The organism is Streptomyces sp. NPDC101165, assembly GCF_044768135.1.
GTDB lineage: Bacteria > Actinomycetota > Actinomycetes > Streptomycetales > Streptomycetaceae > Streptomyces.
Window position 1 is genome coordinate 188,801 of record NZ_JBIWPG010000010.1, and the last position, 25,136, is coordinate 213,936.

General features: G+C 70.9%; 24 protein-coding genes and 1 pseudogene. 15 read left to right on the forward strand and 10 right to left on the reverse strand.

The window, feature by feature from the left end; translation table 11 throughout:
* Positions 1 to 40 precede the first annotated feature (40 nt).
* The 8 genes from ACIRVH_RS22655 (at position 41) to rocD (ending at position 7,375) form a co-directional block, all read left to right on the forward strand.
* Positions 41 to 1,279, forward strand: a complete 1,239-nt coding sequence (locus tag ACIRVH_RS22655; protein ID WP_403956033.1) for a MurT ligase domain-containing protein — start codon at positions 41 to 43, stop codon at positions 1,277 to 1,279.
* 21 nt (positions 1,280 to 1,300) lie between these two features.
* The gene (locus ACIRVH_RS22660) at positions 1,301 to 2,029 is read left to right on the forward strand and encodes a type 1 glutamine amidotransferase (RefSeq protein ID WP_386580602.1); all 729 of its coding nucleotides are present in this window, start codon (positions 1,301 to 1,303) and stop codon (positions 2,027 to 2,029) included.
* A gap of 279 nt (positions 2,030 to 2,308) precedes the next feature.
* Positions 2,309 to 3,334 (forward strand): 6-phosphofructokinase, encoded by a 1,026-nt coding sequence (locus ACIRVH_RS22665; protein WP_403956036.1) that lies wholly within the window; start codon positions 2,309 to 2,311, stop codon positions 3,332 to 3,334.
* A 104-nt stretch (positions 3,335 to 3,438) separates the two neighbouring features.
* A complete protein-coding gene (locus ACIRVH_RS22670) occupies positions 3,439 to 4,389 on the forward strand; it encodes a cytochrome c oxidase assembly protein (protein WP_403956038.1) in 951 nt (316 codons plus the stop codon).
* A gap of 92 nt (positions 4,390 to 4,481) precedes the next feature.
* Positions 4,482 to 4,649, forward strand: coding sequence for a hypothetical protein (locus ACIRVH_RS22675; protein ID WP_386580597.1), 168 nt, complete (start codon positions 4,482 to 4,484; stop codon positions 4,647 to 4,649).
* A gap of 37 nt (positions 4,650 to 4,686) precedes the next feature.
* Positions 4,687 to 5,172 (forward strand): Lrp/AsnC family transcriptional regulator, encoded by a 486-nt coding sequence (locus tag ACIRVH_RS22680; RefSeq protein WP_403956040.1) that lies wholly within the window; start codon positions 4,687 to 4,689, stop codon positions 5,170 to 5,172.
* Positions 5,173 to 5,336: 164 nt separating this feature from the next.
* Entirely contained in the window at positions 5,337 to 6,146 is an 810-nt protein-coding gene (ddaH, locus tag ACIRVH_RS22685) for a dimethylargininase (RefSeq protein ID WP_403956042.1), read from the forward strand.
* Entirely contained in the window at positions 6,146 to 7,375 is a 1,230-nt protein-coding gene (rocD, locus tag ACIRVH_RS22690; RefSeq protein ID WP_403956044.1) for an ornithine--oxo-acid transaminase, read from the forward strand. The genes ddaH and rocD overlap by 1 nt, the downstream gene beginning before the upstream one ends.
* Positions 7,376 to 7,423: 48 nt before the next feature.
* Here the strand turns inward: rocD and ACIRVH_RS22695 are convergent.
* Positions 7,424 to 7,950 (reverse strand): annotated as a pseudogene (locus tag ACIRVH_RS22695) (DUF305 domain-containing protein).
* Positions 7,951 to 8,029: 79 nt separating this feature from the next.
* Positions 8,030 to 8,371 (reverse strand): DUF6153 family protein, encoded by a 342-nt coding sequence (locus tag ACIRVH_RS22700; RefSeq protein ID WP_403956045.1) that lies wholly within the window; start codon positions 8,369 to 8,371, stop codon positions 8,030 to 8,032.
* A 198-nt stretch (positions 8,372 to 8,569) separates the two neighbouring features.
* Here ACIRVH_RS22700 and ACIRVH_RS22705 point away from each other — a divergent pair, with 198 nt between their 5' ends.
* The gene (locus tag ACIRVH_RS22705) at positions 8,570 to 10,138 is read left to right on the forward strand and encodes a cellulose binding domain-containing protein (RefSeq protein WP_403956046.1); all 1,569 of its coding nucleotides are present in this window, start codon (positions 8,570 to 8,572) and stop codon (positions 10,136 to 10,138) included.
* Between the two features lie 17 nt (positions 10,139 to 10,155).
* Here ACIRVH_RS22705 and ACIRVH_RS22710 read toward each other — a convergent pair whose 3' ends face one another.
* Positions 10,156 to 10,677 carry an RDD family protein gene (locus tag ACIRVH_RS22710; protein WP_403956349.1) on the reverse strand — a complete coding sequence of 174 codons (522 nt, stop codon included), beginning with the start codon at positions 10,675 to 10,677 and terminating at the stop codon, positions 10,156 to 10,158.
* Positions 10,678 to 10,682: 5 nt separating this feature from the next.
* Positions 10,683 to 11,639 carry a hypothetical protein gene (locus ACIRVH_RS22715; protein ID WP_403956048.1) on the reverse strand — a complete coding sequence of 319 codons (957 nt, stop codon included), beginning with the start codon at positions 11,637 to 11,639 and terminating at the stop codon, positions 10,683 to 10,685.
* A gap of 205 nt (positions 11,640 to 11,844) precedes the next feature.
* Here ACIRVH_RS22715 and ACIRVH_RS22720 point away from each other — a divergent pair, with 205 nt between their 5' ends.
* On the forward strand, positions 11,845 to 12,201 hold the full coding sequence (locus ACIRVH_RS22720) for a carboxymuconolactone decarboxylase (protein ID WP_403956050.1): 357 nt from the start codon (positions 11,845 to 11,847) through the stop codon (positions 12,199 to 12,201).
* A 102-nt stretch (positions 12,202 to 12,303) separates the two neighbouring features.
* On the opposite strand, the gene ACIRVH_RS22725 is transcribed toward ACIRVH_RS22720, so the two are convergent.
* Positions 12,304 to 13,608 (reverse strand): cytochrome P450, encoded by a 1,305-nt coding sequence (locus tag ACIRVH_RS22725; protein ID WP_403956051.1) that lies wholly within the window; start codon positions 13,606 to 13,608, stop codon positions 12,304 to 12,306.
* Between the two features lie 292 nt (positions 13,609 to 13,900).
* On the opposite strand from ACIRVH_RS22725, the gene ACIRVH_RS22730 reads away from it, so the two are divergent.
* A complete protein-coding gene (locus ACIRVH_RS22730) occupies positions 13,901 to 15,529 on the forward strand; it encodes an FAD-dependent oxidoreductase (protein ID WP_403956351.1) in 1,629 nt (542 codons plus the stop codon).
* A gap of 47 nt (positions 15,530 to 15,576) precedes the next feature.
* Positions 15,577 to 16,590: an amidohydrolase family protein gene (locus ACIRVH_RS22735; RefSeq protein ID WP_403956053.1), complete on the forward strand. Its 1,014-nt coding sequence runs from the start codon at positions 15,577 to 15,579 to the stop codon at positions 16,588 to 16,590.
* A gap of 136 nt (positions 16,591 to 16,726) precedes the next feature.
* Here the strand turns inward: ACIRVH_RS22735 and ACIRVH_RS22740 are convergent, their stop codons facing one another.
* Positions 16,727 to 17,818 (reverse strand): nitrous oxide reductase family maturation protein NosD, encoded by a 1,092-nt coding sequence (locus ACIRVH_RS22740; protein ID WP_403956054.1) that lies wholly within the window; start codon positions 17,816 to 17,818, stop codon positions 16,727 to 16,729.
* Between the two features lie 181 nt (positions 17,819 to 17,999).
* Here ACIRVH_RS22740 and ACIRVH_RS22745 point away from each other — a divergent pair, with 181 nt between their 5' ends.
* Complete coding sequence (locus ACIRVH_RS22745) at positions 18,000 to 18,248, forward strand: hypothetical protein (protein WP_403956055.1); 249 nt, start codon at positions 18,000 to 18,002, stop codon at positions 18,246 to 18,248.
* 88 nt (positions 18,249 to 18,336) lie between these two features.
* On the opposite strand, the gene ACIRVH_RS22750 is transcribed toward ACIRVH_RS22745, so the two are convergent.
* Complete coding sequence (locus tag ACIRVH_RS22750) at positions 18,337 to 19,839, reverse strand: MFS transporter (protein WP_403956057.1); 1,503 nt, start codon at positions 19,837 to 19,839, stop codon at positions 18,337 to 18,339.
* A gap of 174 nt (positions 19,840 to 20,013) precedes the next feature.
* On the opposite strand from ACIRVH_RS22750, the gene ACIRVH_RS22755 reads away from it, so the two are divergent.
* A complete protein-coding gene (locus tag ACIRVH_RS22755; protein WP_403956352.1) occupies positions 20,014 to 20,733 on the forward strand; it encodes a lysophospholipid acyltransferase family protein in 720 nt (239 codons plus the stop codon).
* 68 nt (positions 20,734 to 20,801) lie between these two features.
* Positions 20,802 to 21,818, forward strand: a complete 1,017-nt coding sequence (locus tag ACIRVH_RS22760; RefSeq protein WP_403956354.1) for an NAD-dependent epimerase/dehydratase family protein — start codon at positions 20,802 to 20,804, stop codon at positions 21,816 to 21,818.
* Positions 21,819 to 21,869: 51 nt separating this feature from the next.
* Here ACIRVH_RS22760 and ACIRVH_RS22765 read toward each other — a convergent pair whose 3' ends face one another.
* The 3 genes from ACIRVH_RS22765 to ureG form a co-directional block, all read right to left on the reverse strand.
* Positions 21,870 to 23,465, reverse strand: coding sequence for an alpha/beta hydrolase (locus ACIRVH_RS22765; RefSeq protein ID WP_403956059.1), 1,596 nt, complete (start codon positions 23,463 to 23,465; stop codon positions 21,870 to 21,872).
* Positions 23,466 to 23,611: 146 nt separating this feature from the next.
* On the reverse strand, positions 23,612 to 24,370 hold the full coding sequence (locus ACIRVH_RS22770; protein ID WP_403956356.1) for an urease accessory protein UreD: 759 nt from the start codon (positions 24,368 to 24,370) through the stop codon (positions 23,612 to 23,614).
* A complete protein-coding gene (gene ureG / locus ACIRVH_RS22775) occupies positions 24,367 to 25,044 on the reverse strand; it encodes an urease accessory protein UreG (RefSeq protein ID WP_403956061.1) in 678 nt (225 codons plus the stop codon). Before ureG ends, ACIRVH_RS22770 begins: the two co-directional genes overlap by 4 nt.
* Between the last annotated feature and the right edge of the window lie 92 nt (positions 25,045 to 25,136).

A 25,136-nucleotide genomic window follows, 5' to 3' on the forward strand; every position in this document is an offset into this window, starting at 1 on the left:
GCCCCAGGCGCGGCGCGTACGCAAGGAGGATCGAGAACTGATGGCAGGCAACTCGGACCCGCTCACGCCGCGGGCCAAGCTGGCCGTGACCGCGGGCAAGGCGGTCGCAGCGGCGTCCCGCGCCGCGGGACGCGGCAGCGGATCGGTGATCGGCGGCCGGGTCGCACTCAAACTCGACCCCGACCTCCTCGCCCGGCTCGCCCAGAACCTGGACGTCGTCCTGGTCTCGGCGACCAACGGCAAGACCACGACCACCCGGCTGATCGCGGAGGCCCTGCGGGCCGCGGGCGAGGTCGTCTCGAATGCGCTCGGCGCGAACATGCCGGCCGGCATCACCTCGGCACTGGCCGGGGGCTCGGAAGCCAAGTTCGCCGTCATCGAGGTCGACGAGAAGTACCTGGCCGGCGTCGCCCGGGACACCGACCCGAAGTGCATCGCGCTGCTCAACCTCTCGCGCGACCAGCTGGACCGCGCGGCCGAGACCCGGATGCTCGCCGAGAACTGGCGCGAGGGCCTCGCCGGGACCAAGGCCGTGGTCGTCGCCAACTGCGACGACCCGCTCGTGGTCTGGGCCGCCTCCTCGTCCCCGAATGTGATCTGGGTCGCAGCCGGGCAGATGTGGAAGGACGACGCCTGGTCCTGCCCGTCCTGCGGTGGCGTGATGCAGCGCCCCGGTGACGACTGGTTCTGCGGCGAGTGCGGCTTCCGCCGGCCGACGCCCACCTGGGCGCTGTCCGGGGACCATGTGCTGGATCCGCACGGGTCCGCCTGGCCGATCCACCTGCAGCTGCCGGGTCGCGCCAACAAGGCGAACGCGGCCAGCTCCGCGGCCGTCGCCGCCGTCTTCGGGGTGCCGCCGCAGGTCGCCCTGGAGCGCATGTACCAGGTGCAGGCCGTCGCGGGACGCTACGACGTCGTCCAGTTCGAGGGCCGTGATCTGCGGCTGCTGCTGGCGAAGAACCCGGCCGGCTGGCTGGAGACGTTCTCGCTGATCGACCCGCCGCCCGCCCCGGTGATCCTGTCCGTGAACGCCCGCGGCGCCGACGGCACCGACACCTCCTGGCTGTGGGACGTCGACTACACGCGGCTGACCGGCCACCCGATCTTCGTCATCGGCGACCGGAAGCTGGACCTCGCCGTCCGTCTGGAGGTCGCGAACCAGCACTTCCAGGTCTGCGAGAACCTCGACCAGGCCGTGCAGATGTGCCCGCCGGGCCGGATCGAGGTCATCGCGAACTACACCGCGTTCCAGGACCTGCGCCGCCGCGTCGGCAACTGATCTTCGAAGGGCGATCACCTCATGAGCGACAACCAACTGCGGCTGGTGTGGATCTACCCCGACCTGCTGAGCACCTACGGCGACCAGGGCAACGCCCTGGTCGTGGAGCGGCGGGCCCGGCAGCGCGGCCTGGACGTGGCCCGGCTGGACGTGCGCAGCGACCAGCCGATCCCGACCTCCGGTGACATCTACCTGATCGGCGGCGGCGAGGACCGGCCGCAGCGGCTCGCGGCCGAGCGGCTGCGCCGCGACGGCCATCTGCAGCGCGCGGTGGAGAACGGCGCGATCGTCTTCTCCGTGTGCGCCGGCTACCAGATCCTCGGCCACGAGTTCATCAACGACCTCGGACAGCGCGAGCCGGGCCTCGGCCTGCTGGACGTGGTCTCGGTGCGCGGCGAGGGCGAGCGGTGCGTCGGCGACGTCCTCGGGGACATCGACCCGCAGCTCGGCCTCCCCGAGCTGACCGGATTCGAGAACCACCAGGGCGTCACCCACCTGGGCGCCACGGCGCGCCCCTTCGCCCGGGTGAAGATCGGCAAGGGCAACGGCACCGGGGACGGCACGGAGGGCGCGTACAACGGGACGGTCTTCGGCACGTACATGCACGGCCCCGTGCTGGCCCGTAACCCGCTGATCGCCGACCTGCTGCTGAAGCTGGCGCTCGACGTCAACGCGCTGCCGCCGATCGACGACCGCTGGTACGACGCGCTCCGCAACGAGCGCATCGCTGCTGCGCAGCAGCCTGCGTAGACACTGTTGCGCAGCAGCCTGCGTAGACACTGTTGCGCAGCAGCCTGCGTAGACACTGCCGCGCAGCAGCCCGCGTAAGCGTCGTCTCAGCGCCGTCTCAGCGGTTTCCGGCAGGCTCGTAGCGGGCCCGCCTGACGGGCCGTCCGCTCACATGTGCGGGCGCGTCCAGCAGGCGGACGCCCGCTACGGTGCCACCCCCTCCCGCCGGTAGGGTGGCCGGGAATCCGCCGGACGACGTGGTCCGGTTTTCCGGCCCACGTTGAGAAGGTATTTCGGGCTATGCGCATTGGTGTCCTCACGTCCGGCGGCGACTGCCCCGGCCTGAACGCCGTCATCCGGTCCGTCGTGCACCGTGCCGTCGCCGACCACGGCGACGAGGTCATCGGTTTCCGGGACGGCTGGAAGGGCCTCCTGGAATGCGACTACATGAAGCTCGACCTCGACGCCGTGGGCGGCATCCTGGCCCGCGGCGGCACCATCCTCGGCTCCTCCCGGGTCCAGCCCTCGCATCTGCGGGACGGTGTGGAGCGGGCCAAGGGCCATGTCGAGGAACTGGGCCTCGACGCGATCATCCCGATCGGCGGCGAGGGCACGCTGAAGGCGGCCCGGCTGATGTCGGACAACGGCCTGCCCGTGGTCGGCGTCCCGAAGACCATCGACAACGACATTGCCGTCACGGACGTCACCTTCGGCTTCGACACGGCGGTCGGTGTCGCCACCGAGGCCCTGGACCGCCTGAAGACCACCGCCGAGTCCCACCAGCGTGTGCTGGTCGTGGAGGTCATGGGCCGGCACACCGGCTGGATCGCGCTGCACTCCGGCATGGCGGCCGGCGCCCACGCCATCGTCGTACCGGAACGGCCTTTCGACATCGAGGAGTTGACCGCGCGCGTCGGTGAGCGGTTCGAGGCGGGCAAGCGGTTCGCCATCGTGGTCGCCGCGGAGGGCGCCAAGCCGCGGCCCGGCTCCATGGAGTTCGACGAGGGCGGCAAGGACATCTACGGCCACGAGCGCTTCGCCGGGATCGCCCGGCAGCTGTCGATCGAGCTGGAGCAGCGGCTCGGCAAGGAGGCGCGGCCGGTGATCCTGGGGCATGTGCAGCGGGGCGGGACGCCCACGGCGTACGACCGGGTGCTGGCCACGCGGTTCGGCTGGCACGCGGTGGAGGCCGTGCACCGCGGCGAGTTCGGCATGATGACCGCGCTGCGCGGCACCGACATCGTGATGGTGTCGCTCGCCGAGGCCGTGGAGACGCTGAAGACGGTTCCCGCCGAGCGGTACGACGAGGCGGAGTGCGTCCTGTAGTCCAGCCGAGGACAACCCGCCCCCGGTCACAGCCGTGACCGGGGGCGGTTCTACTCTTGGGGGCGGACAGACGCGTACAACCCCCACGAATCAGGAGCCGCCGGATGGATCACAGCGGGCACGGCATGATGATGGACTTGCCGCCGTTCACGCTGGGGCGGGGGCTCCAGTGGTCGGCGGACCCCTTCTTTCTCGTCGCCTGTCTGGCCGGGCTGGCTCTGTACGGCTGGGGTGTGGTGCGGCTGCGGCGGCGTGGGGACGCGTGGTCCGTGGCCCGGACGGTGTCGTACGTCGTCGGTGTGCTGACCATCGCGCTGGTGATGTGCACCAGGCTGAACGACTACGGCATGGTCATGTTCAGCGTGCACATGGTGCAGCACATGGTGATCAGCATGCTGTCGCCGATCCTGATCCTGCTGGGCGCCCCGGTCACGCTGGCGCTGCGCGCGCTGCCGGTGGCCGGCAAGGGCCGCAAGGGGCCGCGTGAGCTGCTGCTGGTGCTGCTGCACAGCCGGTACATGCGGATCATCACCCACCCGGCCTTCACGATCCCGATGTTCATCGCGAGCCTGTACGCGCTGTACTTCTCCCCGCTGTTCGACTTCCTGATGGGGTCGAAGGTCGGGCACATCGGGATGATGGTGCACTTCCTCGCCGTGGGTGTGGTCTTCTTCTGGCCGATCATCGGCGTGGACCCGGGGCCCCACCGGCCGGGTCACCTGATGCGGATGCTGGAGCTGTTCGCGGGCATGCCGTTCCACGCCTTCTTCGGCATCGCACTGATGATGGCGTCGGAGCCGATGGTCGAGACGTTCAAGCACGCGCCCGCCTCGCTCGGCATCGACGCGCTCGCCGACCAGAACGCGGCCGGCGGCATCGCCTGGGCGTTCAGTGAGATCCCGTCCGTGCTGGTGCTGATCGCGCTGCTGTTCCAGTGGTACGGCTCCGAGCAGCGGCAGGCCAGGCGCTCGGACCGGGCCGCCGACCGGGACGGCGACAAGGAGCTGGCGGCGTACAACGCCTATCTGGCCTCGCTCAACGCGCGCGAGAGCTGAGTCCGCGGTAGAGAGAGCCGAGTGCGCGGTATGCCGTTCGCGCGGCGTTCGGGGCACCATGGTCGAGGACGGACCATGAGGAGGGTGTCGCGATGCCCGGTTCCACGAACGGTTCCACCAAGGCGATGGGGGCGATGACCGTCGGCGGGCTCGTCGTCGTGACGGCCTACACGGTCGCGCTCGGCAGCAACGGCTGGCTGTGGTTCGGATGGGTGGTGCTCATGCTGCTGACGCTCGCCATGGTCGTCACCCAGTCGTAGGACGCTCGACGCGGGCGTGGCTGATTACAGTGCCCGCATGAACAGCAGGACTACCTCTTTCGACGACCTCGACCGGAAGATCATCACCGCGCTGATGGCGAACGCCAGGACCAGCTTCGCCGAGATCGGCGCGGCGATCGGGCTGTCGTCCACCGCGGTCAAACGGCGCGTGGACCGGCTGCGGGAGACCGGTGTGGTCACCGGGTTCACGGCGACCGTGAAGCCCGCCGCGCTGGGCTGGCGCACGGAGGCGTACGTCGAGGTGTACTGCGAGGGCGCGGCCCCGCCGCGGCGCCTGGCGGAGGTGGTGCGCAACCACCCGGAGATCACGGCGGCCATGACGGTGACCGGCGGCGCGGACGCGCTGCTGCACGTGCGGGCGCGGGACGTGGAGCACTTCGAGGAGGTGCTGGAGCGGATCCGTGCCGAACCGTTCATCCGGAAGACGATCAGCGTGATGGTGCTGTCCCACCTCCTCCCGGAAAGCCCGGAAGCGGGCGCGACCCACGCCGCACCCGAGTGATCACGAAGTAAACCCCGAAGCGCGCAGTTCTCGTGCGTTCTGCCTGCTGGGAACGCAGCGATGCTGCGCATGCACGCAGCTTTCGTTTCTTGTCGTCCGCCGCCGTCCCTTTCTACCGTTGTGCCAACCCTCAGTGACGCGCAGGAAAGCGGAGGAAACCCTCTGTGCCCGAAAGCCGTGTGCCGCGCCCTCGGCGCTTCCTCGTCTGCGAACCCAGACATTTCGCCGTGCAGTACGCGATCAATCCCTGGATGCATCCCGACACACCCGTCGACGTGGATCTGGCCCAGGAGCAGTGGCAGGCGCTGATCCGCACCTACCGCTCCCACGGCCACTCCGTCGAGGCGGTCGACCCCGTCCCGGGCCTGCCCGACATGGTGTTCGCCGCCAACGCGGCGTTCGTGGTCGGCGGCCGGGTCTTCGGCTCCCTGTTCCACGCGCAGGAGCGACGCGCCGAGTCGGTCCACTACGACACGTGGTTCAAGTCGGCCGGCTACGACGTCTACCGGCCCGAGGCGGTGACCGAGGGCGAGGGTGACCTGGTGTGGACGGGCCGGTACGTGCTGGCCGGCACCGGGTTCCGCACCACCCGTGAGGCCCACCGCGAGGCGCAGGAGTTCCTCGGCCACCCGGTGATCGGCCTGACCCTGGTGGACCCGTACTTCTACCACCTGGACACGGCGCTGTTCGTCCTCGACGACGACAACATCGCCTACTACCCGGAGGCCTTCTCGCCCGGGAGCCGGGAGGTGCTCAAGCGCCTGTACCCGGACGCGGTGCTCGCCACCCGCGACGACGCGATGGCATTCGGCCTGAACTCCGTGTCCGACGGCCGGCACGTCTTCATCGCCCCCAAGGCCGAGGCGCTGGCCGAGCGCCTGACCGACCACGGCTACATCCCCGTCCCCGTCGACCTGTCGGAGTTCCACAAGGCCGGCGGTGGCATCAAGTGCTGCACCCAGGAGATCCGCTGATGACCGCACCCGCGCACGAGCGCACGTCCGACGACCTGATCAAGGCGGAGGAGCCGGTCCTCGCGCACAACTACCACCCCCTGCCCGTGGTCGTCGCCCGGGCCGAGGGCACCTGGGTGGAGGACGTCGAGGGCCGCCGCTACCTCGACATGCTGGCCGGCTACTCGGCCCTCAACTTCGGCCACCGGCACCCGGCGCTGATCGAGGCCGCGCACCGCCAGCTCGACCGGCTGACCCTCACCTCCCGGGCCTTCCACAACGACCGGCTCGCCGAGTTCGCCGAGCGGCTCGCGGAGCTGACCGGCCTGGACATGGTGCTGCCGATGAACACCGGCGCGGAGGCGGTGGAGAGCGGCATCAAGGTGGCCCGCAAGTGGGCGTACGACGTGAAGGGCGTCGCCGCCGACCGGGCCACGATCGTGGTCGCGGCGGAGAACTTCCACGGCCGCACGACGACGATCGTCAGCTTCTCCACGGACGAGACGGCCCGCTCCGGCTTCGGCCCGTTCACGCCCGGCTTCCGGATCGTGCCGTACAACGACCTGGCCGCGCTGGAGGAGGCGGTCGACGAGACGACGGCGGCGGTGCTGCTCGAGCCCATCCAGGGCGAGGCCGGGGTCGTCATCCCGGACGACGGCTACCTGGCCGGTGTGCGTGAGCTGACGCGCCGCAAGGGCTGCCTGTTCATCGCGGACGAGATCCAGTCCGGCCTCGGCCGCACCGGCCGTACCCTCGCCGTCGAGCACGAGGACGTCGTCCCGGACGTGCTGCTGCTCGGCAAGGCGCTCGGCGGCGGCATCGTGCCGGTGTCGGCGGTGGTGGCCCGGCGCGAGGTGCTGGGCGTGCTGCGCCCGGGCGAGCACGGCTCCACGTTCGGCGGCAACCCGCTGGCGGCGGCGGTCGGCACGGCGGTGGTCGAGCTGCTGGAGACCGGTGAGTTCCAGCGCCGGGCGGCCGACCTGGGGCAGATCCTGCACAGCGGCCTGGCCGAGCTCGTCGGCCGGGGCGTGACCGGCTTCCGCGCGCGTGGGCTGTGGGCGGGCGTCGACGTCGACCCGGCCATCGGCACGGGCCGTGAGATCAGCGAGGCGCTCATGCGGGAGGGTGTCCTGGTCAAGGACACGCACGGCTCCACGATCCGGCTGGCGCCCCCGCTGACCATCACGGCCGACGAGCTGCGCTCGGCGCTGGGCTCGCTGGAGAAGGTGCTCGGCTCGACCGGCCGGTGACGGGGGGCAGGGGGCCGGACGCGTACCGCCGGCCCCCTGCCCGCTCCGTCAGCTCCGGTTCTTGCTCTCGCTCGTGCCGAGGAGCTGCTTCATCTCCTCGATCTCGGCGTTCTGGGCGCTGACGATGTCTACGGCCATGCCCTTGGCGGGGCCGTACCGGCCCTCGCCCTTCTCCGTGGTGGCCATCTCGAGGGCGGCCATGTCGCCGTCGCTCATCATCCCGGACATGCCGGCGTGACCCGAGTGGTCCATGCCGGCCATCGGCACCTGCTCGCCCCATGCCTTGAGCCAGCCGGTCATGGTGCGGATCTCCGGGTCCTGCGCCTTCTCGATCCGGGCGGCGAAGTCCTTCACCCGGGCCGAGGAGGCGCGGCCGTCGGCGAGCCGCGCCATCTCCAGGGCCTGCCGGTGGTTCGGATCATGCCCTGCGCGAAGGCGACGTGCCGGGCGTTGTGCGACGTGGCGGTGGCGGAGCCGGAGGCACTCGTGCCCGCCACCGGGGTGCCGTGGCCCGCGTGGGCGACGCCGGTCACCGCGACGAGGGCGGCACGGCGCGTCAGGGTACGGCTGGTCATACGGGAACTCCTGCTGTTCGAAAGCCGTCTTCGGGCACGCGTGGGAGGACGACCGCGGCGCATGCGGTCGTCGCGGCCTCTAGATCCGCAGGAGTTGGAGTTCCGCCAGGGAGGGTGGTGCACGGGCCCCGTCCGGCGCCGTGACCGCGTACGAGCGCAGGTCGGTCGTCGGTGCGAGGGCGGTCACGGGGTCGGGGACGAGCGCGGGCGGCTGCGGACCGCCGTTCACGGCACCGGACGCGCAGGTGGAATCGGCGTGGTGCATCAGATGGCCACCGCAGTGCCCGTCCCCCTCGGGACAGTCGCCCTGAGTGATGACCGCGACCTTCGTGTGCGCGGCCCGGGCATGCTCCCCGTGCCCCGTGCCGCCGCCGGACGCGAGGGCGTGCATGCCCAGCAGCCCGGCCAGCACCGCCGGCACGAACAGCGCGCGCAGCCGCCGCGGTGAACGAGCCGGGGGCCCCGCCGGTGCGCGCGCATGATCCGTCAGGTCCTTTACAGCACAAGGCCCTTGACGCGGATCCAGCCAATCGATACATACATGCCATCCATTGGTACGGACCAATCCTGTGCGGCCTCGCGCGTCGACCCGGCGCCCAACTCCCCAGTGGAGGCAGCGATGCGAAGACCATCGGCACTCGTCGCCCTGTTCCTCGGCGCACTGCTCCTGCTCCTCACCCCACTGCCCGCACTCGCCGCGGGCTCGGCCACGGCGTCCTTCGCCAGGACCTCGACCTGGGACGGCGGTTACCAGGGCGCCTACACCATCACCAACGGCGGCAGTACGACCGTGTCCGCCTGGACCGTCGAGTTCGACCTGCCGTCCGGCACCACGGTCGGCTCGTACTGGGACGCGCTGCTCACCCGGAGCGACAGTCACTACACCTTCAAGAACCGTGAGTACAACGGCTCGTTGGCGCCGGGCGCGAGCACCACCTTCGGGTGGGTGTCGAGCGGCACCGGCACACCGGCTGGCTGCCGGCTCAACGGCGCGCCCTGCACGGGTGGTTCGGGCGGCGACACGACCCCGCCCGGCGTGCCCGGCGGGGTATCCGTGGGCTCCGCGTCCAGCGCGTCGCTGACCGTGCGGTGGACGGCCGCCACGGACGACTCCGGATCCGTCGCGGGCTACGACATCTCGCGCGACGGCGGCACACCCGTCACGGTGACCGGAACCTCGTACACGGCCACCGGGCTGCAGCCGAGCACGAGTTACTCGTTCCGCGTGCGGGCCCGGGACGCCGCGGGCAACGTCTCCGCCTACAGCGCGGCGGTCAGCGGTACGACCGCCTCCGGGGGCACCCAGCCGGGCGGCGGCGTGCACACCGCTCCGTACATCGACATGGGCGCGTGGCCCACCCCGAGCATGCCCGACATGGCCTCGGCGAGCGGGCTCAAGAGCTACACCATGGCGTTCGTCACCGCCTCCGGCTGCAAGGCCATGTGGTTCAACGCCTATGACCCGCGCAGCGGCTGGGCCAAGGACCAGATCGACGCGATCCGGGCGAACGGCGGTGACGTGAAGGTCTCGTTCGGCGGCGCGTCCGGCATCGAACTGGCCCAGGCCTGCGACTCGGTGGACTCCCTCTACACCGAGTACAACGCGGTCGTGAACGCGTACGGCCTGACCTATGTCGACTTCGACATCGAGGGCGCGGCGGTCGCCGACCCGGCCTCGATCAGCCGTCGTTCCCAGGCCCTGGCCCGTCTGCAGCAGGCCCACCCCGGGCTGCGGATCTCCCTCACGCTCCCCGTGCTCCCGGAGGGCCTGACCTCGGACGGCCTGAACGTGGTCAAGGCGGCGCGGGACGCCGGGGTCGACCTCGACCTCGTGAACATCATGGCGATGGACTACTACCGGAGCGTCGACTACGGCGACGCCGCCCTCCAGGCCGCCCAGTCCACCTTCACCCAGCTGCGGTCGCTCTACCCGGGCAGGTCGGACGACCGGCTCTGGGCGATGGTCGGCGTGACACCGATGCTCGGCCAGAACGACGACGGCCACGTCTACGACCAGAGCGACGCCCGCCAACTGGTCGCCTTCGCGCAGGGCAAGCATCTCGGGGAGCTGGCCTTCTGGGAGGCGACCCGGGACCGAAACGCCTGCACCGGTGCCCTGTACCAGTGCACGAACGTCCCGCAGTCCCCCTACGAGTTCGCGAAGATCTTCGCGGCGTACACGGGCTGACGTGCCCCCGGTGCCGACTACGGCCGCTCGCCCGCTCCATGACCCGGTGGACCGGGCGAGCCGGCCGGACCGGGGTGGGGTCGCGAGTGGCCGTACCAGTCGTGCACCACGGCACTGCCCACCAGCAGGTCCTGGACGGAGGCCCGGCGCCTGCTGGCCGGGATCCACAGCAGTCCCAGCGGGAAGAGGAGGTACAGGACGGCCCGCAGCGCGGCGGGCACGAGGGTGAGGCGGGCGCCGGACCGGCCGGTCACCCGCAGGCCCATCATCTGGTCACCGACGGTGCGCCCGACCGTGCACCAGCTGCCCGCGAGATAGACGGCCGCGAGCGCCGAGCCGAATCCCGTGGCGCCCCACAGGCCGAGCTGCGGCGCCGAGAACGGGGGCCCCACCAGCAGATACCGCAGCGCCGCGTAACCGAACTGAACGACCGCGACCGCGCCGAGCACGACGAGGACGTCCACGACGGCGGCCACGGTACGCGTGACGATCCCGGCCGGCAGTCCTTGGGCAACCGCCGGACCGGGCGCACGGGCCATCGAGGTCACGACGACTCCGGTCCCTCGCGTGGCGCTCCGGGCGGCGGCTCACCGGCCGACCGCCCCGGAGGGGATCCGGCCCGGTGCAGCAGCCGGTCGGTGAACCGGTCCACGAACCGGTCGGCGCGGGCGTTCTGCTCCCGGAACGCGTCCAGCGTCTCCGCCGTCATGCTGCCCCCGGTGTCCCGGACGATCCGCCCCACGTCCAGCTCCTCCAGCACCTGTTCGGTGTACGTCACCAGGTCCACCCGGGCGAGCACCGCGTCGAGGTCGATGCGCCGGGCGACCCGGTCCACGTCCAGCCGCTCCGCCACCGCGTCCACGTCGATCCGGTCGACGGCGGCGTCGAGGTCGATCCGGGACAGCAGGGCGTCGACGTCGACCCGGGCCAGCACGGCGTCCAGGTCCACGCGGGCGAGGACCGCGTCGAGGTCGACCCGGGCCAGCAGGGCGTCGAGGTCGACGCGCCGGGCCACGCGGTCCACGTCGAGGCGGTCGGCCACGGCGTCGAGGTCGACCTCGTCCACGACGGCCGCCGTCACCGCCCGGACGAGCGCCCGCGCCAGGTCCCCCGCCTGATTCCGCGATCGCTCCCGTTCCGCCGCTCCCCGCGCGCTCCAGTACGCGATGCGGCGGTCCGCCGCACCCCGCACGGCCGCCGGCACGAGCAGCCGGCTGGCGGCGTGGGCCCAGCGCCCGGCCCGGTCGGCCGTGCCCACGACCCTGGACACCGACTGCCGCTCCACCTCCAGCGCGAATCCGAGCAGCGCGTCACCGAGGGGCACCGGCACACCCGCCCGACGCGGCGTCCCGGGACGGGCCGCGGACACGGCCTGCGACGCCAGGTCGGCCAGCCCCAGGACCAGCCGCGTCACCCCCTGGGGCACGGGCCCCACGAGGCCGTCGTCGCCGCTCCCACCCGTCGGCGCGGAGGCGGGCGAGTCGCCCGCGGACCTGCTCATGCCGGTATCGGACCATCCCGGGCCACGGCCCGCCCTCACCCACCAGGGGTGACCTGCCCCGACCGACCGGACGGCGCGTACACGTCTTCCGGAGCACGGTCAGCGACGTCCGGACAGCCTCACCCGCGTCGGGTGAGCAAAGGCCGCCGGGCGGCCGCCTACGGTGAAGGAGCCCAGACGGCAGACTCCGGAAGGCGGTCCCTCCATGCCCACCACATCAGACGCTCCTGTCCTCGACACGCTGGCCGCCATGACGATCGACTCGATAGAACGCTGCGGCATGGACGAGCACACCCTCATCCTGACCCGCATCGCCGCGCTCGTGGCCATGGACGCACCGGCGATCTCCTACCTCGCCCACGTCGACCCGGCGGTCAAGGCCGAACTGACCGTGGAGCAGCTGCAGGACGTCCTCGTGGCGATCGCCCCCGTCGTCGGCACCGCGCGTGTCATGTCGGCCGCGGGCCACATCGCCCAGGCCTTCGGCGTGGCCATCGCCCTGGCCGAAGCAGAGGCCCAGTCCATCGCCGAGGCCGAGGCCCGAAGCCGGGACAGCTCCTGAACCACGCGACAACGGCTCGTCCCCGGGCAGATGCTGTCGGTTCGAAGCCGACCTGACGGACCTGGGGACGAGCCGTTGCGATGCCGGTACCGGCGCCAAGTCTCACGCGATGTCGGGCATCCCGGATGCCCAGTCGTCCAGAACCCTGGAGGGGTCCAGTGCGACGGGCAGCTCGGTCAGGCCGCGGAACGCGGGGAAGGGCACGGTCAGCCACTTGGCCTCGTCGGCCGGCATGACCAGGGAGAGGTTCGGGAAGCGGCGGAAGAGCGAGGTCAGGGCGATCTGCATCTCCATCCTGGCCAGCGGTGCGCCGAGGCAGTAGTGCGGGCCCGTACCGAATCCCAGATGGTTGCTCTGCACGCCCGGCCGGGCGATGTCGAAGGCGTCGGGGCTCTCGAACGCGGCGGCGTCCCGGTTGGCCGAGGTGACCGCGATCTGCACCAGCGAGCCCTTGGGAATGAGCGTCCCCGCGATGGTGATGTCCTCGAGCGCGTGCCGGAAGGTCGCGTTCTCGACCGAGCCCTCGAAGCGGATGATCTCCTCGATGGCGTTCGGGAGGAGTTCGGGCGAGTCGATCACCTGCCTGAGCTGCTCGGGATGCGTGAGCAGTGTGAAGACGGCGTTGCCGATGAGGTAGGCGGTCGTCTTGTGGCCGGCGAACAGCAGCACCCACAGCGTGGACAGCAACTCACCGTCCGTCAGCGACTCCTGCTCGTCGCTCGTCTGGATGAGAACGCTCAGCAGGTCGTCCTCGGGGGCCTTCCGCTTACGGGCGATCAGGACCTCGAAGTACTCCCGGAGCGCGGTCTCCGCCTCGGCCAGCCGGTCCTTGTCCTTCTTGCTGAAACCGGTCCGCGCGACGACGCTGCACCACTGCTGGACCTCCTGCCGCTCCTCCTCGGGGACGCCGATCAGCTCGCAGATCACCTGGAGGGGCAGCGGGAAGGCGAAGGCCGACAGGAGATCGACGGGCTCCAGGGTGGAGCACTTGTCGAGCAGCGTGTCGGTGATCTCCTGGATCCGCGGGCGCAGGGCCTCGATACGGCGGGGAACGAAAGCCTTGCTGACGATCCGGCGCAGCCGCGTGTGCTTCGGCGGGTCGGCGAACAGCATGTTGTCGTCCAGGGCGATGGAGGAGTCGCCGAAGATGGCACGGTACGCGTCGATGGCCGCGTACATGTCCTTGCTGATCCGCGGGTCGGCCAGGGCTGCCTTCGCGTCCTCGAACCGCGTGATGAGGTACGAGTCAACACCGTGCGGCGGCGTGAGACGGCACACGGGCGCGTTCTCACGCAGATGCCGATAGAGAGGGTGCGGGTCGGACCGGTACTCGGGGCAGCCGCGGGATGCCGCATCCACTGCCCGGGCTGTCTCGTCCGCGGTCTCCTGCTCTTGCATCTGAGTCATCGACGGCCCTTCTTCTCTTTCCGCAGTGGCACGAGTCGGCTGAACGCTGGAACGCAGGAATGCATTGACGCCACTCCTGACGGGAAAACGCGATTCACCCTGACGCTGACCGACCTCTTCGGCACGGTGCCGTCGCGGAAACGACGAGTACGCCGTCCGAGGGAAGGTTCGTTTGCCGACCCGAGTGCCGTATGACAGGTTCGATCCCAGGGCCGCCATGAGTTCGAATTGCTGCCCGAACTACCGCTGGGTCACTGGAGGAGGACGGGCCGTGGACAGGCGCGACGAAGAAATGGTGCCGGTATTGATCGTGGGCGGTTCGCTTGTCGGACTGTCCGCGTCGGTGTTTCTGGGAAGACTGGGCGTCAGTCATATGGTCGCCGAACGCCGGGCCGCCACTTCCGAACACCCCCGGGGCCGGGGGAACAACATGCGGACCATGGAGTTGTTCCGCACCGCCGGTGTGGAACCGGACATCAGAAAGGCCGCGGCCAACCTGTCCGGCAATCACGGCATCATGCAGACGGACAAACTGTCGGGCGGTCGGAGCAGATGGCTCTCGGCCCGGCTCACCGGCGGGAAGCCCCCCGAGAAGGACGTGTGCTCCACCCTGCGGTGCGCCTGCAGCCAGAACGACCTGGAGCCGGTCCTGCTGGACCACGCCCGTCGACTGGGCGGGGACGTGCGCTTCGGTACGGAGCTGGTCTCCTTCACCGAGGGTCCGGACGGCGTGACGTGCGAACTGCGCGAACGGGAGAGCGGCCGGACGTACACGATGCGCACGGCCTACCTCCTGGCGGCCGACGGGCCGCGCAGCCCGGTGCGCGAGCGCCTGGGCATCAAACAGAGCGGAGGGGGCGACCTGTTCCACAACGTCAGCGTCACCTTCCGCAGCAAGCTTCTCCGCGAGGTGGTGGGCGAACAGCGCTTCCTCGTCTGCTACCTGAACGGGACCGAGGGCGACGGGGTCCTGCTGCCCGTCGACAACGAGGAGAAGTGGGTCTTCCACATCCCGTGGTTCCCCGAGCGCGGCCAGACGCTCGAACACTTCACCGACACGCGCATCGCGGACCACGTCAGGGCCGCCGCCGGCGTACGGGACCTGGACGTCGAGGTCACCGGGCGTGCCCCGTGGCACGCGGCGGACCGGGTCGCCGACCGCTACCGGCAGGGACGCGTCTTCCTCATCGGTGACTCGGCCCACGAGATGCCCCCCACCGGCGCGTTCGGATCCAACACGGGAATCCAGGACGCTCACAACCTGGCCTGGAAGATCACTGCGGTACTGCACGGCTGGGCGGGCGAGGGCCTGCTGGACACCTACGAGAACGAACGGCGCCCGGTCGCCCTGGCCACGATCGCCCGGGCCATCGAGCAGGCGGCACGCGAGGAGCACCCCGGCTATGCCGCCGCGCAGGGCCCGGGCCAGAGCACGGACCTGATGACCGTGGCCCTCGGTTACCGCTACCTCTCCACGGCCGTGTCCGGCGCGGACACCGAGGTGCCGACCATCCCGGAGACACTCCGTCTGCAGGCGGACCCCGGTACCCGGGCCCCGCACATGACCGTCGTGCACAACGGGGACACCAAGTCGACCGTCGATCTGTACGAGCGGTCCTTCGTCCTGCTCTCCGGTCTTCCGGACGGGCCGTGGCCGGCGGCCGCCCACGCCGCGGCGGCCAAGCTCGACGTCCCCCTGGTGTCCTACCGCATCGGCGCCGGCCCGGACTTCGACCTCGACACCTCGGCCGCCCACGGCACCGATGGCGGTGGCGCGGACTGGGCCGCCGTCCACGGCGTCACCCCTCGGGGCGCGGTGCTCGTCCGCCCCGACGGAATCGTCGCCTGGCGCTCCGCAGATCTCCCCGCGAACCCCGCGCCCGAGCTGACGCACGTCCTCGAAGGCCTCCTCAGCCGCTGATCCCGTCTCCGACGCCCCCGGACCCTTCCACCGTAGGGAGCCCTTCCATGCCGACCGACCTGCAAGCTCCGGGCGACATAGGCCACCGCACCGCACCGAGCGACGACGACGCCCGACACGAACGAATAGACGTCCACCACCACTACACCGCCCCCGAATGGGTGCGGTGGGCCGAGAAGAACGGGTTTGCGGACCGTGACAGCCTGCCGCCGTGGACCCGGTGGGACGAAACCGCCGCCCTGGACCTGATGGATCGGACCGGCACGCGCACCAGCGTCCTCACCGTCGCGATGCTCGGACGCTTCAAGGAGGCGGCGGCACGCAAGGAGAGCACGCGTGTCGCCCTCGACGCCGCCGGCGCCCTGGCCACCAGGCACTCCGGCCGCTTCGCCTTCTTCACGCCCATCTTCCTCGACGACGCCGAACTCTCCCGCTGGTCCGTCTCCCACGGAATGGACCAGCTCGGGGCCGTGGGCGTCAGTGCGCGCACCAGCACGGGGAACACGTTCCTGGGCGACCCCGCACTCGACCCGATCATGGCGGAACTGGACGAACGCGCCGCCGTGATCAGCACGCACCCCATGCAGGTGAACACCTCCGGTGCCCCCGAGGGCGTGCCGCCGTTCGTGTGCGACTTCCTCATGGACACCACCCGCGCCGGCCTGAGCCTGATCATGAACGGCACTCTGGACCGCTTCCCGCGGCTCACCTTCATCCTCCCGCACGGCGGCGGGTACCTCCCCTACATCGCGAGCCGGATCGAGGTCTTCGGCCGGCAGCTCGTCCCCGCCGTCGACCCCGGCCGTGTCCGCGACTACCTGCACCGCTTCTACTACGACACGGCCGCGCCCATGTCCCCGTCGGCCACCCCCACTCTGCTGGCCGCCGCGGGTTCCTCCCGGATCCTCTACGGAAGCGACTGGCCGCCCACCCCCACGCGCGTGGTCACCGAGGTGACCGCACCCGCTCTGGACGCAGATGCCGCCCTCGGCGACCGGGAACGCGGCCACATCAACCGCGGGAACGCCCTGCGTCTGCTGCCCGCGCTCGCTCCTGCCTGAGCGCGCCCGGACCCGTCACGCGGGCCACCCTCACCAACCGGTGCAACGGCAGTGTCCCTTCGTACCGCTCGCGGGGAGCGACGCGAAGGGACACTGTCCGGTGCACGGAGCCGCACGGCCGACAGGCCGGCTCAGCTCAGCACAGTCCGGCCGGGATCGAGACCCGGCAGAGGTTGCCGCGGAAGAGGTTGCTGCCCTTCGAGGCGTTCTGATTGACCAGGTCGGCCGGGGCGTTGCCGGTGAACATGTTCTCGTCGACGCGGTTCTTGTCGTTGACCGCGCCTACGAAGCTCTTGTACAGCACGACCCCGCCCGACAGCGGCGAGCTGCCGCTGTTGCCCGCGACCATGTTGTGCGTCAGCAGAACGCTCTCCGCACCGGACAGCACGATCCCGGAGCCCTGTGCGAACGGCAGCCGGGCCGTCTTGGCGCAGTACTTGTTGTTGCGCAGCACATAGTTCTCGCTGACCGTGAGCGCGCCGGCCCGGGGCTTGTTCTCGTCCCCGATCACGATCATCCCGGTGCAGTTCCCGGTCATGTAGTTCCGCTGGACCTTGAGGTTCCGCAGACGCAGGACCGTCAGGCCGTTCCGGTTGCCCTCCAGGTCGTTCCCCGCCACGACCAGGCCCCGGCTGTCCGTGGCCCCCTTCTCCGACATCGTCGTGTTGGCGAGGTACAGCCCGGCGTCACCGTTGTTGCGGGCGACGTTGTTCTTGAACACACCGCGCGTGGAGTGCTCCTGCGAGATGCCCCACTGGCCGTTCTTCTCGGCCCTCACCCGCTGCACCGTCAGGCGGTCGGTGGCCATGGACCACAGACCGACGCGGGAGAAGCCCGTCACCTTCAGGTCGGAGACGGTCACGTCCGCGACGGGCTTGTTCCTGAGCCCGATCACGCAGATGCCCTTGCCGCCCTCCACGCAGCCGACCGCTGCCTTGGGGCTGGTGACGGCCTTCTTCTGGGGAGGCACGATCACCGTGCGCGGACCGACACCGCGAAGGGTCAGTCCGGAGGTTTTGACCGTGACGCTCTCGTGGTAGGTGCCGGCCTGCACCAGGACCGTGTCACCGGCGTGGGCGGCATCCACCGCCTTCTGGATCGACTCACCCGGGCGCACCGTCAAGGTCCGCGCGGCCGGGGAGGAGACCGCCGAGGCCGGGAAAGCACCCGGGCCCGCAGCGACAAGTACGGCGACGAACGCGGCGTACCGAACATGGTTCAATTTCATGTCCGGAACGTAGGACCGAATCGGCGGATGCCCGCGCGGAACTCACCCGCATGCCTCCCAACGGGCGTAAAGGTTCACATCACCGGCCGCGTACGGACGACGTCGGAGTAGCAGCGGTGGCAACCCCATGGGGCCATACCTAGGCTCGCTAGCGGAAACGAGCCCGCGGAAAGGAAAGAGAATGCCGCAAGTCGACGAAGAAGAGATCCGCGTTGGCACGATCGATACGGTGGCTCGGCCTCGAACACTCACGGGTGTTCTGCGTTCCGTGGTCAAGCAGACCAACCTGCTCCCGGTTTTCCTGGTCCTCACGGCCATGATGGTGGCCCTGTGGCTCATGGGAATGCCCTTCCTGCAGGCCTTGACCATTTCGACCGCGCTGAAGATTTCGATGGTTCTTTTCGCAGCGCGGCGGCTGCCCTGCGCCTAGAAGGGCTGACGCACGGCGATCACCTCTGTTCCGACGGCTGAGGACCGCCCGGCCCGAGACCCCGTTCGGCCTCGGGCCGAGCCGGGCCTCAGGCCCCGCGGCCCGCCTTCTCGCCGGCCCCGCTCTCCCCCACGCCCCGCCGCAGCGTCGCCGCGAGGTCGTCGCGGCCCGGATGCGCCCGGCGCTCCCGCAGATCGGCCACGGCCAGGACCAGGGCGACGAGGACGATGGCCATGACGGTGAGCAGCCCGAGCTGAAGGGCCGTCGTGGCACGACCGTGGTGGGAGAGGTGCGCGAAATACACGGCTCCGACCACGGCGATACCCACGGCCGAGCCGATCCGCTGGCCGGTCTGCATCACCCCGCCGGCCGCACCGGCCCGTCGTACCGGTACGAGCATCAGGGTGAGGGTCGTGTTGGGTGAGACCGTGAGACCGGACCCGATCCCGCCGATGACCAGCGGCAGCGCCATCGCCCAGCCCACGCCCTCGCCGGGCACCAGCCGAACGGCCAGCACGACGCCGAGCAGCCCGAGAACCACCGCACTCAGGCCGATGACGACCAGGCTGCGGCCGTAACGCGTCACCAGCCGTCCCCCGAGGGCCGCGCCGACCGCCGAGGCGACCGCGAACGGCAGGATCGTCACACCGGCGGCAAGGGCGCTGTATGCCACGGAGTTCTGCAGGAACAGTGACAGGACGAAGAAGATGGTGGTGAGCCCGGCGAAGAACGTGAGGCTGATCAGGGTGCCGAGCGTGAAGGAGCGCAGGGAGAAGAGCCCGAGGTCGACCAGCGGCGCCTCGCCCCGGCTGCCCTGGATCCTTTCCCACACCCAGAAAGCCCCCAGCAGCAGTGCGCCCACCGGGAGCAGTACCCACTTCGCGCGCCCCTGCCACTGCTGTTCCTGGACCAGGGGAAGCAGCAACGCGAGCACGCCCGTGCCGAGGAGCAGTACGCCGACCGGATCGAACTTCTCCGGTTTGCCGCTCGGCACCGGGAGGCGGGGCAGCAGCCGGTGCCCCGCGATGAGGGCGGCCACCCCGATGGGCACATTGACGAAGAACACCCAGCGCCAGCCGTGGTCCGGGCCGAACGCCTGGATCAGCAGTCCGCCCGCGAGCGGGCCCACCGCGGTGGACACGGCGACGACGCTGCCGTGGAAACCGAAGGCCCGAGCCCGCTCGGCGCCCTGGAACATCTGCTGGATCAACCCCGAGGTCTGCGGTGCGACCACACCGGCGGCCGCACCCTGGACCAGCCGGAACACCACCAACCAGGTGGGGCCGGGAGCGAGACCGCACCCCACGGAAGCGGCCGTGAACAGGCCGAGGCCGAACAGCAGCGCCTGGCGGCGCCCGCGCAGGTCACCCAGTCGCCCCGCCGGCGCCAGCGCGAGCCCGAAGGCGAGGGCGTACCCGGACACCACCCAGGACTGGGTGGCTTCGGAGGCACCGAGCCCGCGCTCCATGGAAGGCAGAGCCACGTTCACGATCGAGACGTCGAGCAGCGAGATGAAGCCCGCGGTCAGACAGACCCCGAGCGCTTTCCACCGCCGGTCGTCGAGAGCGGGCCGGTCCGTTTCTGTGGTCATGTGATCACGCTATGCATGCGCGACCGGTCGCACCAGCGGGACGCCCCGCCCTCCACCGTCGACGAGAGCGGGGCGGCCCTCACCCCTGACTGTCTGTCAGTGAACTCAGTAAGGTGTCAGCACGAGATCGGCTGAACATAACTCCGGATGACCTCAGGCGCAGAGGGACGAACCGTGTTCTACTACCTGCTCAAGTACGTGCTGCTGGGCCCGCTCCTCAGACTGGTCTTCCGCCCCCGGATCGAGGGGCTGGAGAACGTGCCGGCGTCGGGGCCGGCGATCGTCGCGGGGAACCATCTGTCCTTCTCCGACCACTTCCTGATGCCGGCGATGCTGAAGCGGCGCATCACCTTCCTCGCCAAGGCCGAGTACTTCACCGGGCCCGGCCTCAAGGGGCGCCTCACCGCTTTCTTCTTCCGCAGCGCCGGTCAGATCCCGGTGGACCGCTCCGGCAAGGACGCGGGACAGGCCGCGATCCGCGAGGGGCTCGGGGTGCTGAGCAAGGGCGAGCTGCTGGGCATCTACCCGGAGGGCACCCGTTCGCACGACGGCCGGCTGTACAAGGGCAAGGTCGGGGTCGCGGTCATGGCGCTGAAGGCGGGGGTGCCGGTGGTGCCCTGTGCGATGATCGGCACCTTCGAGGCGCAGCCGCCCGGCAAGGTGATTCCGAAGATGCACCCCGTGGTCATCCGTTTCGGCAGGCCGCTCGACTTCTCCCGCTACGCCGGCATGGAGCACGAGAAGGCCATCCTGCGGGCCGTCACCGACGAGATCATGTACGCGATCCTCTCGCTGTCCGAACAGGAGTACGTCGACCAGTACGCGGCCGTCGTCAAGGCGGAGCAGGCGGCCGAGAAGAAGGAGCGCAAGTTCCCGCGGGCGCCGCTCAGCTGATCTGCCGTCGGCAGAACGGCTCCGCGACGAGCGTGCCGCGTGCCTAGGCTCGCCCCATGAAGCGGGCTGTGGTGATCGGGGCGAGCGGACAGATCGGCCGTCCGGCGGTGGCGGCACTGGAGCGGGACGGCTGGGACGTGACGGCCGCCTCGCGGGGCGGTGGCCGGGACGAGTCGTGGGGCGTGGGGGTGCGGGCGGTCCGGCTGGACCGTACCGACGACGGGGCGCTCGCGGCCGTGGTGGGTGACGGCTGCGATCTGGTGGTCGACATGGTCGCGTACGACGCCGGGCACGCACGGCAACTGACCGACCTCGCGGGCCGGATCGGCTCGGCGGTCGTGATCTCCAGCGTGTCGGTGTACGAGGACGGCAAGGGGCGAGGCTTCGACACCCTGGACGAGCCCGACGGCTTCCCGGCGTACCCGGTGCCGGTCGCGGAGACGCAGCCGACGGTGGCGCCGGGCGAGGCGTCCTACAGCACCCGCAAGGCCGCCCTTGAACATGAACTGCTCAGGAGGGGCCAGGAGTTGCCGACGACCGTGCTGCGGGCGGGTGCGGTGCACGGGCCGTACAGTCCGCTCCCCCGTGAGCTGTACTTCGTGAAGCGGCACCTGGACGGGCGGGGCAGGCGGGTGCTCGCGTACGGCGGGGAGAGCCGGTTCCATCCGGCGAGCGCCCGGAACATCGCCGAACTGGTCCGCCTGGCCGCGGCCCGCCCCGGATCCCGGGTGCTCAACGCCGGTGATCCGCAGGCGCCGACGGTCGCCGGGATCGCGGCGGCGATCGACGCGGTCATGGGCACGGAGCCGGAGACCACACTCGTGGCCGGTCCGCCGCCCGCCGGATCCGTCGGCGGCACTCCCTGGTCGGGGCCGCTGCCGGTCGTCCTGGACATGTCCGCCGCCGAGCGGGAGCTGGGCCACCGGCCGGTGGTGTCGTACGAGGAGAGCCTGCCGGAGACGGTGGAGTGGCTGCGGCAGCGGCTCGCCGGGGGAGACTGGCGGGAGTGCTTTCCGCTGCTGGCGCGGGCCTACCCCGACCTCTTCGACTACGCGGCCGAGGACGCCTGGCTGGCGAGGACATGACGAAGGGGCGGCCGGAGAGTCCGGCCGCCCCTCGTCGCCGTACCGGAGGGGTTACGGCTTGGGCGTCGCGTGCGGCGCGCAGGTCACGTCGGCGGTGTCCAGCTTGCCGTCGATCAGGTAGCTGTCGACCCGCTCGTTGATGCAGGGGTTGACCAGGCCGGTCACACCGTGGGAGCCCGCGCCCTCCTCGGTGATCAGGCGGGAGCCCTTGAAGCGCTTGTGCAGGTCGACGGCGCCCGGGTACGGGGTCGCCGCGTCACGCGTGGACTGCACGATCATCACCGGCGGCAGGCCACGGTGCGTCTTGACGTCCACCGGGGTCTGCTGCTTGGTCGGCCAGGTGGCGCAGGGCAGGTTCATCCAGGCGTTGGCCCAGGTCATGAACGGGTAGTCCTTGTTGAGCCGGGTGTTGTCCCGGTCCCACTTGCGCCAGCTGGTGGGCCACTTGGCGTCGGCGCACTCGACGGCGGTGTAGACGGCGTTGCCGTTCTCGGCGCTGATGTTGCCCGCCGTGTCCGACAGGTCGGGGGCGGCCGCGTCGACGAGCGCCTTGGTGTCACCGGCGACGTACTTGCTGAACACCGAGGCGACCGGCACCCACGACGAGTCGTAGTACGGGGCGCTCTGGAAGAAGGAGATCAGCTCGGCCGGGCCGACGACCCCGCCGATGGGGTTCTTCTTCGCGGTGGCGCGCAGTTCGAGCCACTTGGCCTGGACGGCGCCGCGGGTGGTGCCGAGGTGGAAGGCGGCGTCGTTCGCGGCGACCCAGTCCTCCCAGTCCTTCCAGCGGCCCTCGAAGGCGATGTCCTGGTTCAGGTTGGCCTGGTACCAGATGTTCTCGCGCGACGGGTCGACCACGCTGTCCACGACCATGCGGCGCAGGTGGCCCGGGAAGAGGGTGCCGTAGACGGCGCCGAGGTAGGTGCCGTAGGAGACGCCGAGGTAGTTGAGCTTCTTCTCGCCCAGCGCGGCGCGGATGACGTCCAGGTCGCGGGCGGTGTTCGGCGTGGTCATCTGGGGCAGCATGGCGCCGCTGCGCTCGGCGCAGCCCTGCGCGTACTCGCGGGCCAGCTTGCGCTGCGCGGTCTTGTCCGCCTCGGTGTCCGGGACCGGGTCGGCCTTGGGCGCCTTGACGAACTCCTGCGGGTCGACGCAGGAGATGGGCGCCGAGTGGCCGACGCCGCGCGGGTCGAAGCCCACGAAGTCGTAGGCCTTCGCGACGTTCGCCCAGATGGCGTTCTTGGTGACGACCCGGCGCGGGAAGCGCAGACCGGAGCCACCGGGACCGCCCGGGTTGTAGACGAGGGCGCCCTGGCGCTCCTCGGGGGTCCCCGTATTGCCGATGCGGTCGACGGCGAGCTTGATCTGCTTGCCGTACGGCTTGGCGTAGTCGAGCGGCACGGAGACCCAGCCGCACTGGATGGGCTTCTCCAGGCCCCAGTCGGCAGGGCAGTCCTGCCAGTCGATGCCGGCCTTGGCGGCGCGGGCGGCGGCGATCCGGGCGCCCCTGGCCTCGCGGTCCTGCCCGTGGCGGCTGTCGGCGCTCGCCGCGGGAGCCGCCACCGCGCCGGCTATCAGAGTTGCGGTGACGAGTGCTCCTGCCGAACCGAACGCCAGCAGGCGGCTCTTCGGTCTGTTCTCCCTCAAGTGGGCCCCTCCCCCAACAGAGTTATACGAGTGGTCAGGCGGGGATCCTCTCCGCTGTGAGCCCTCTGAGAACAGGGGTCGCAGACGTTTCTTTACCAATCCGATAAACGGATGATCACGTCCCGCTGAGCGGAACGTGCGCCTTTTCAGGCCAGCAGGGTCAGCGCCTCGTCCAGCACCAGCCGCAGCCCGAGTGCGTCGGGGGCCACGGCGCTGACGAGTACGGCGGGTCCCGCGAGCGGTACCAGCGCGGCGCGCTCCCCCAGCATCCGCGCCGCAACCGGCTGCTCGGCGAACTCGGGCCGCACGACGACCAGTTGGCCCACCGACCGGTGTCCGGCGAGCACGGCGGGCCCGTCCCAGCCGCCCGGCGCGCCGGGCCCGCAGGACAGCTCCTGGTCCAGCACGGCCCGGCCGGCGACACGCACCGTGAGCCGACTGGTGAGCCGCCCGGGTTGCTCTCCGACCCGGCCGAGCACCTGCTCCTCGCGCAGCACGAGCCGTGCCCCGGCGGCGAGTTCGACCCGGGTGGTGACGTACAGGTCGCTGCCGCCGGCCGAGATCAGCTGCTCGGGCAGCCAGCGCAACTCGCCGCCGTCGGCCACGTCCAGCCGTACGTCGTAGCGGGCCTCGCCCTTGCCCTGGCCCGGGAGCGCGATGGTGGCGGCGGCCGAGCCGACGTGCAGCCGGGCGCCCTCCTCCACCCGTGCCTCCAGCGAGAAGCGGTCCCCGCCGAGCGGGCCGCTCATCGCGCCGACGACCATCACCCGCGCCTCGCCGCCGCTCGCCCGGGTGCGGCGCAGCGCCAGCGGGCCCTCGCCGTCCAGCACGGGCAGCGCCGTACCGCCGCGTCCGTCGGCGCGAGCGACGATCCGGGCGTTCGCCCGGACGCCGGTCGCCGTCATGCCGCCCACGCGGCGAGCCGCTCCCGCACCCACGCGGCCACGTCCGCGACGCCGGCCTCCTCGCGCAACGACTGGAACACGACCGGGAGTTCGGCCCGCTGCGCCTTGGCGTCGGCGGCCATCCGGGCGAGGTCGGAGCCGACGTACGGCGCGAGGTCGGTCTTGTTGACGACGAGCAGATCGGCGGTGGTGACGCCGGGCCCGCCCTTGCGCGGGATGTCGTCGCCGCCCGCCACGTCGATCACGAAGATCTGCGCGTCCACGAGCCCCTTGGAGAAGGTGGCGGTGAGGTTGTCTCCGCCGGACTCGACGAGGATCAGGTCCAGCGGCCCGACCTCGTCCTCCAGGTCCTCCACGGCCTCGAGGTTGGCGGAGATGTCGTCGCGGATCGCGGTGTGCGGGCAGGCCCCGGTCTCCACGGCCGCGATCCGCTCGGGCGGCAGCACCGCTTCCCGGAGCAGGAACTCGGCGTCCTCGCGGGTGTAGATGTCATTGGTGACGACGGCCAGGGACAGCTGGTCGCGCAGCGCACGGCAGAGCGCGGCAACGGTCGCGGTCTTCCCGGAGCCGACGGGTCCGCCGAGCCCGATGCGCAGGGCGCGGCGGGAGCCGTCGGGACGGTGGGCGTCGGCACTCACGGCGGCGGGGCCGTGGTGGGGGTGGTCGAGGTGCATAACAGCGGCTCCGTTTCAGCCAGGTCCGGCATCGATCAGCCCGTCTGGGGGTACCCCCTCCGGGGGAGTCCGAGGACGAGCCGTTCAGGCCG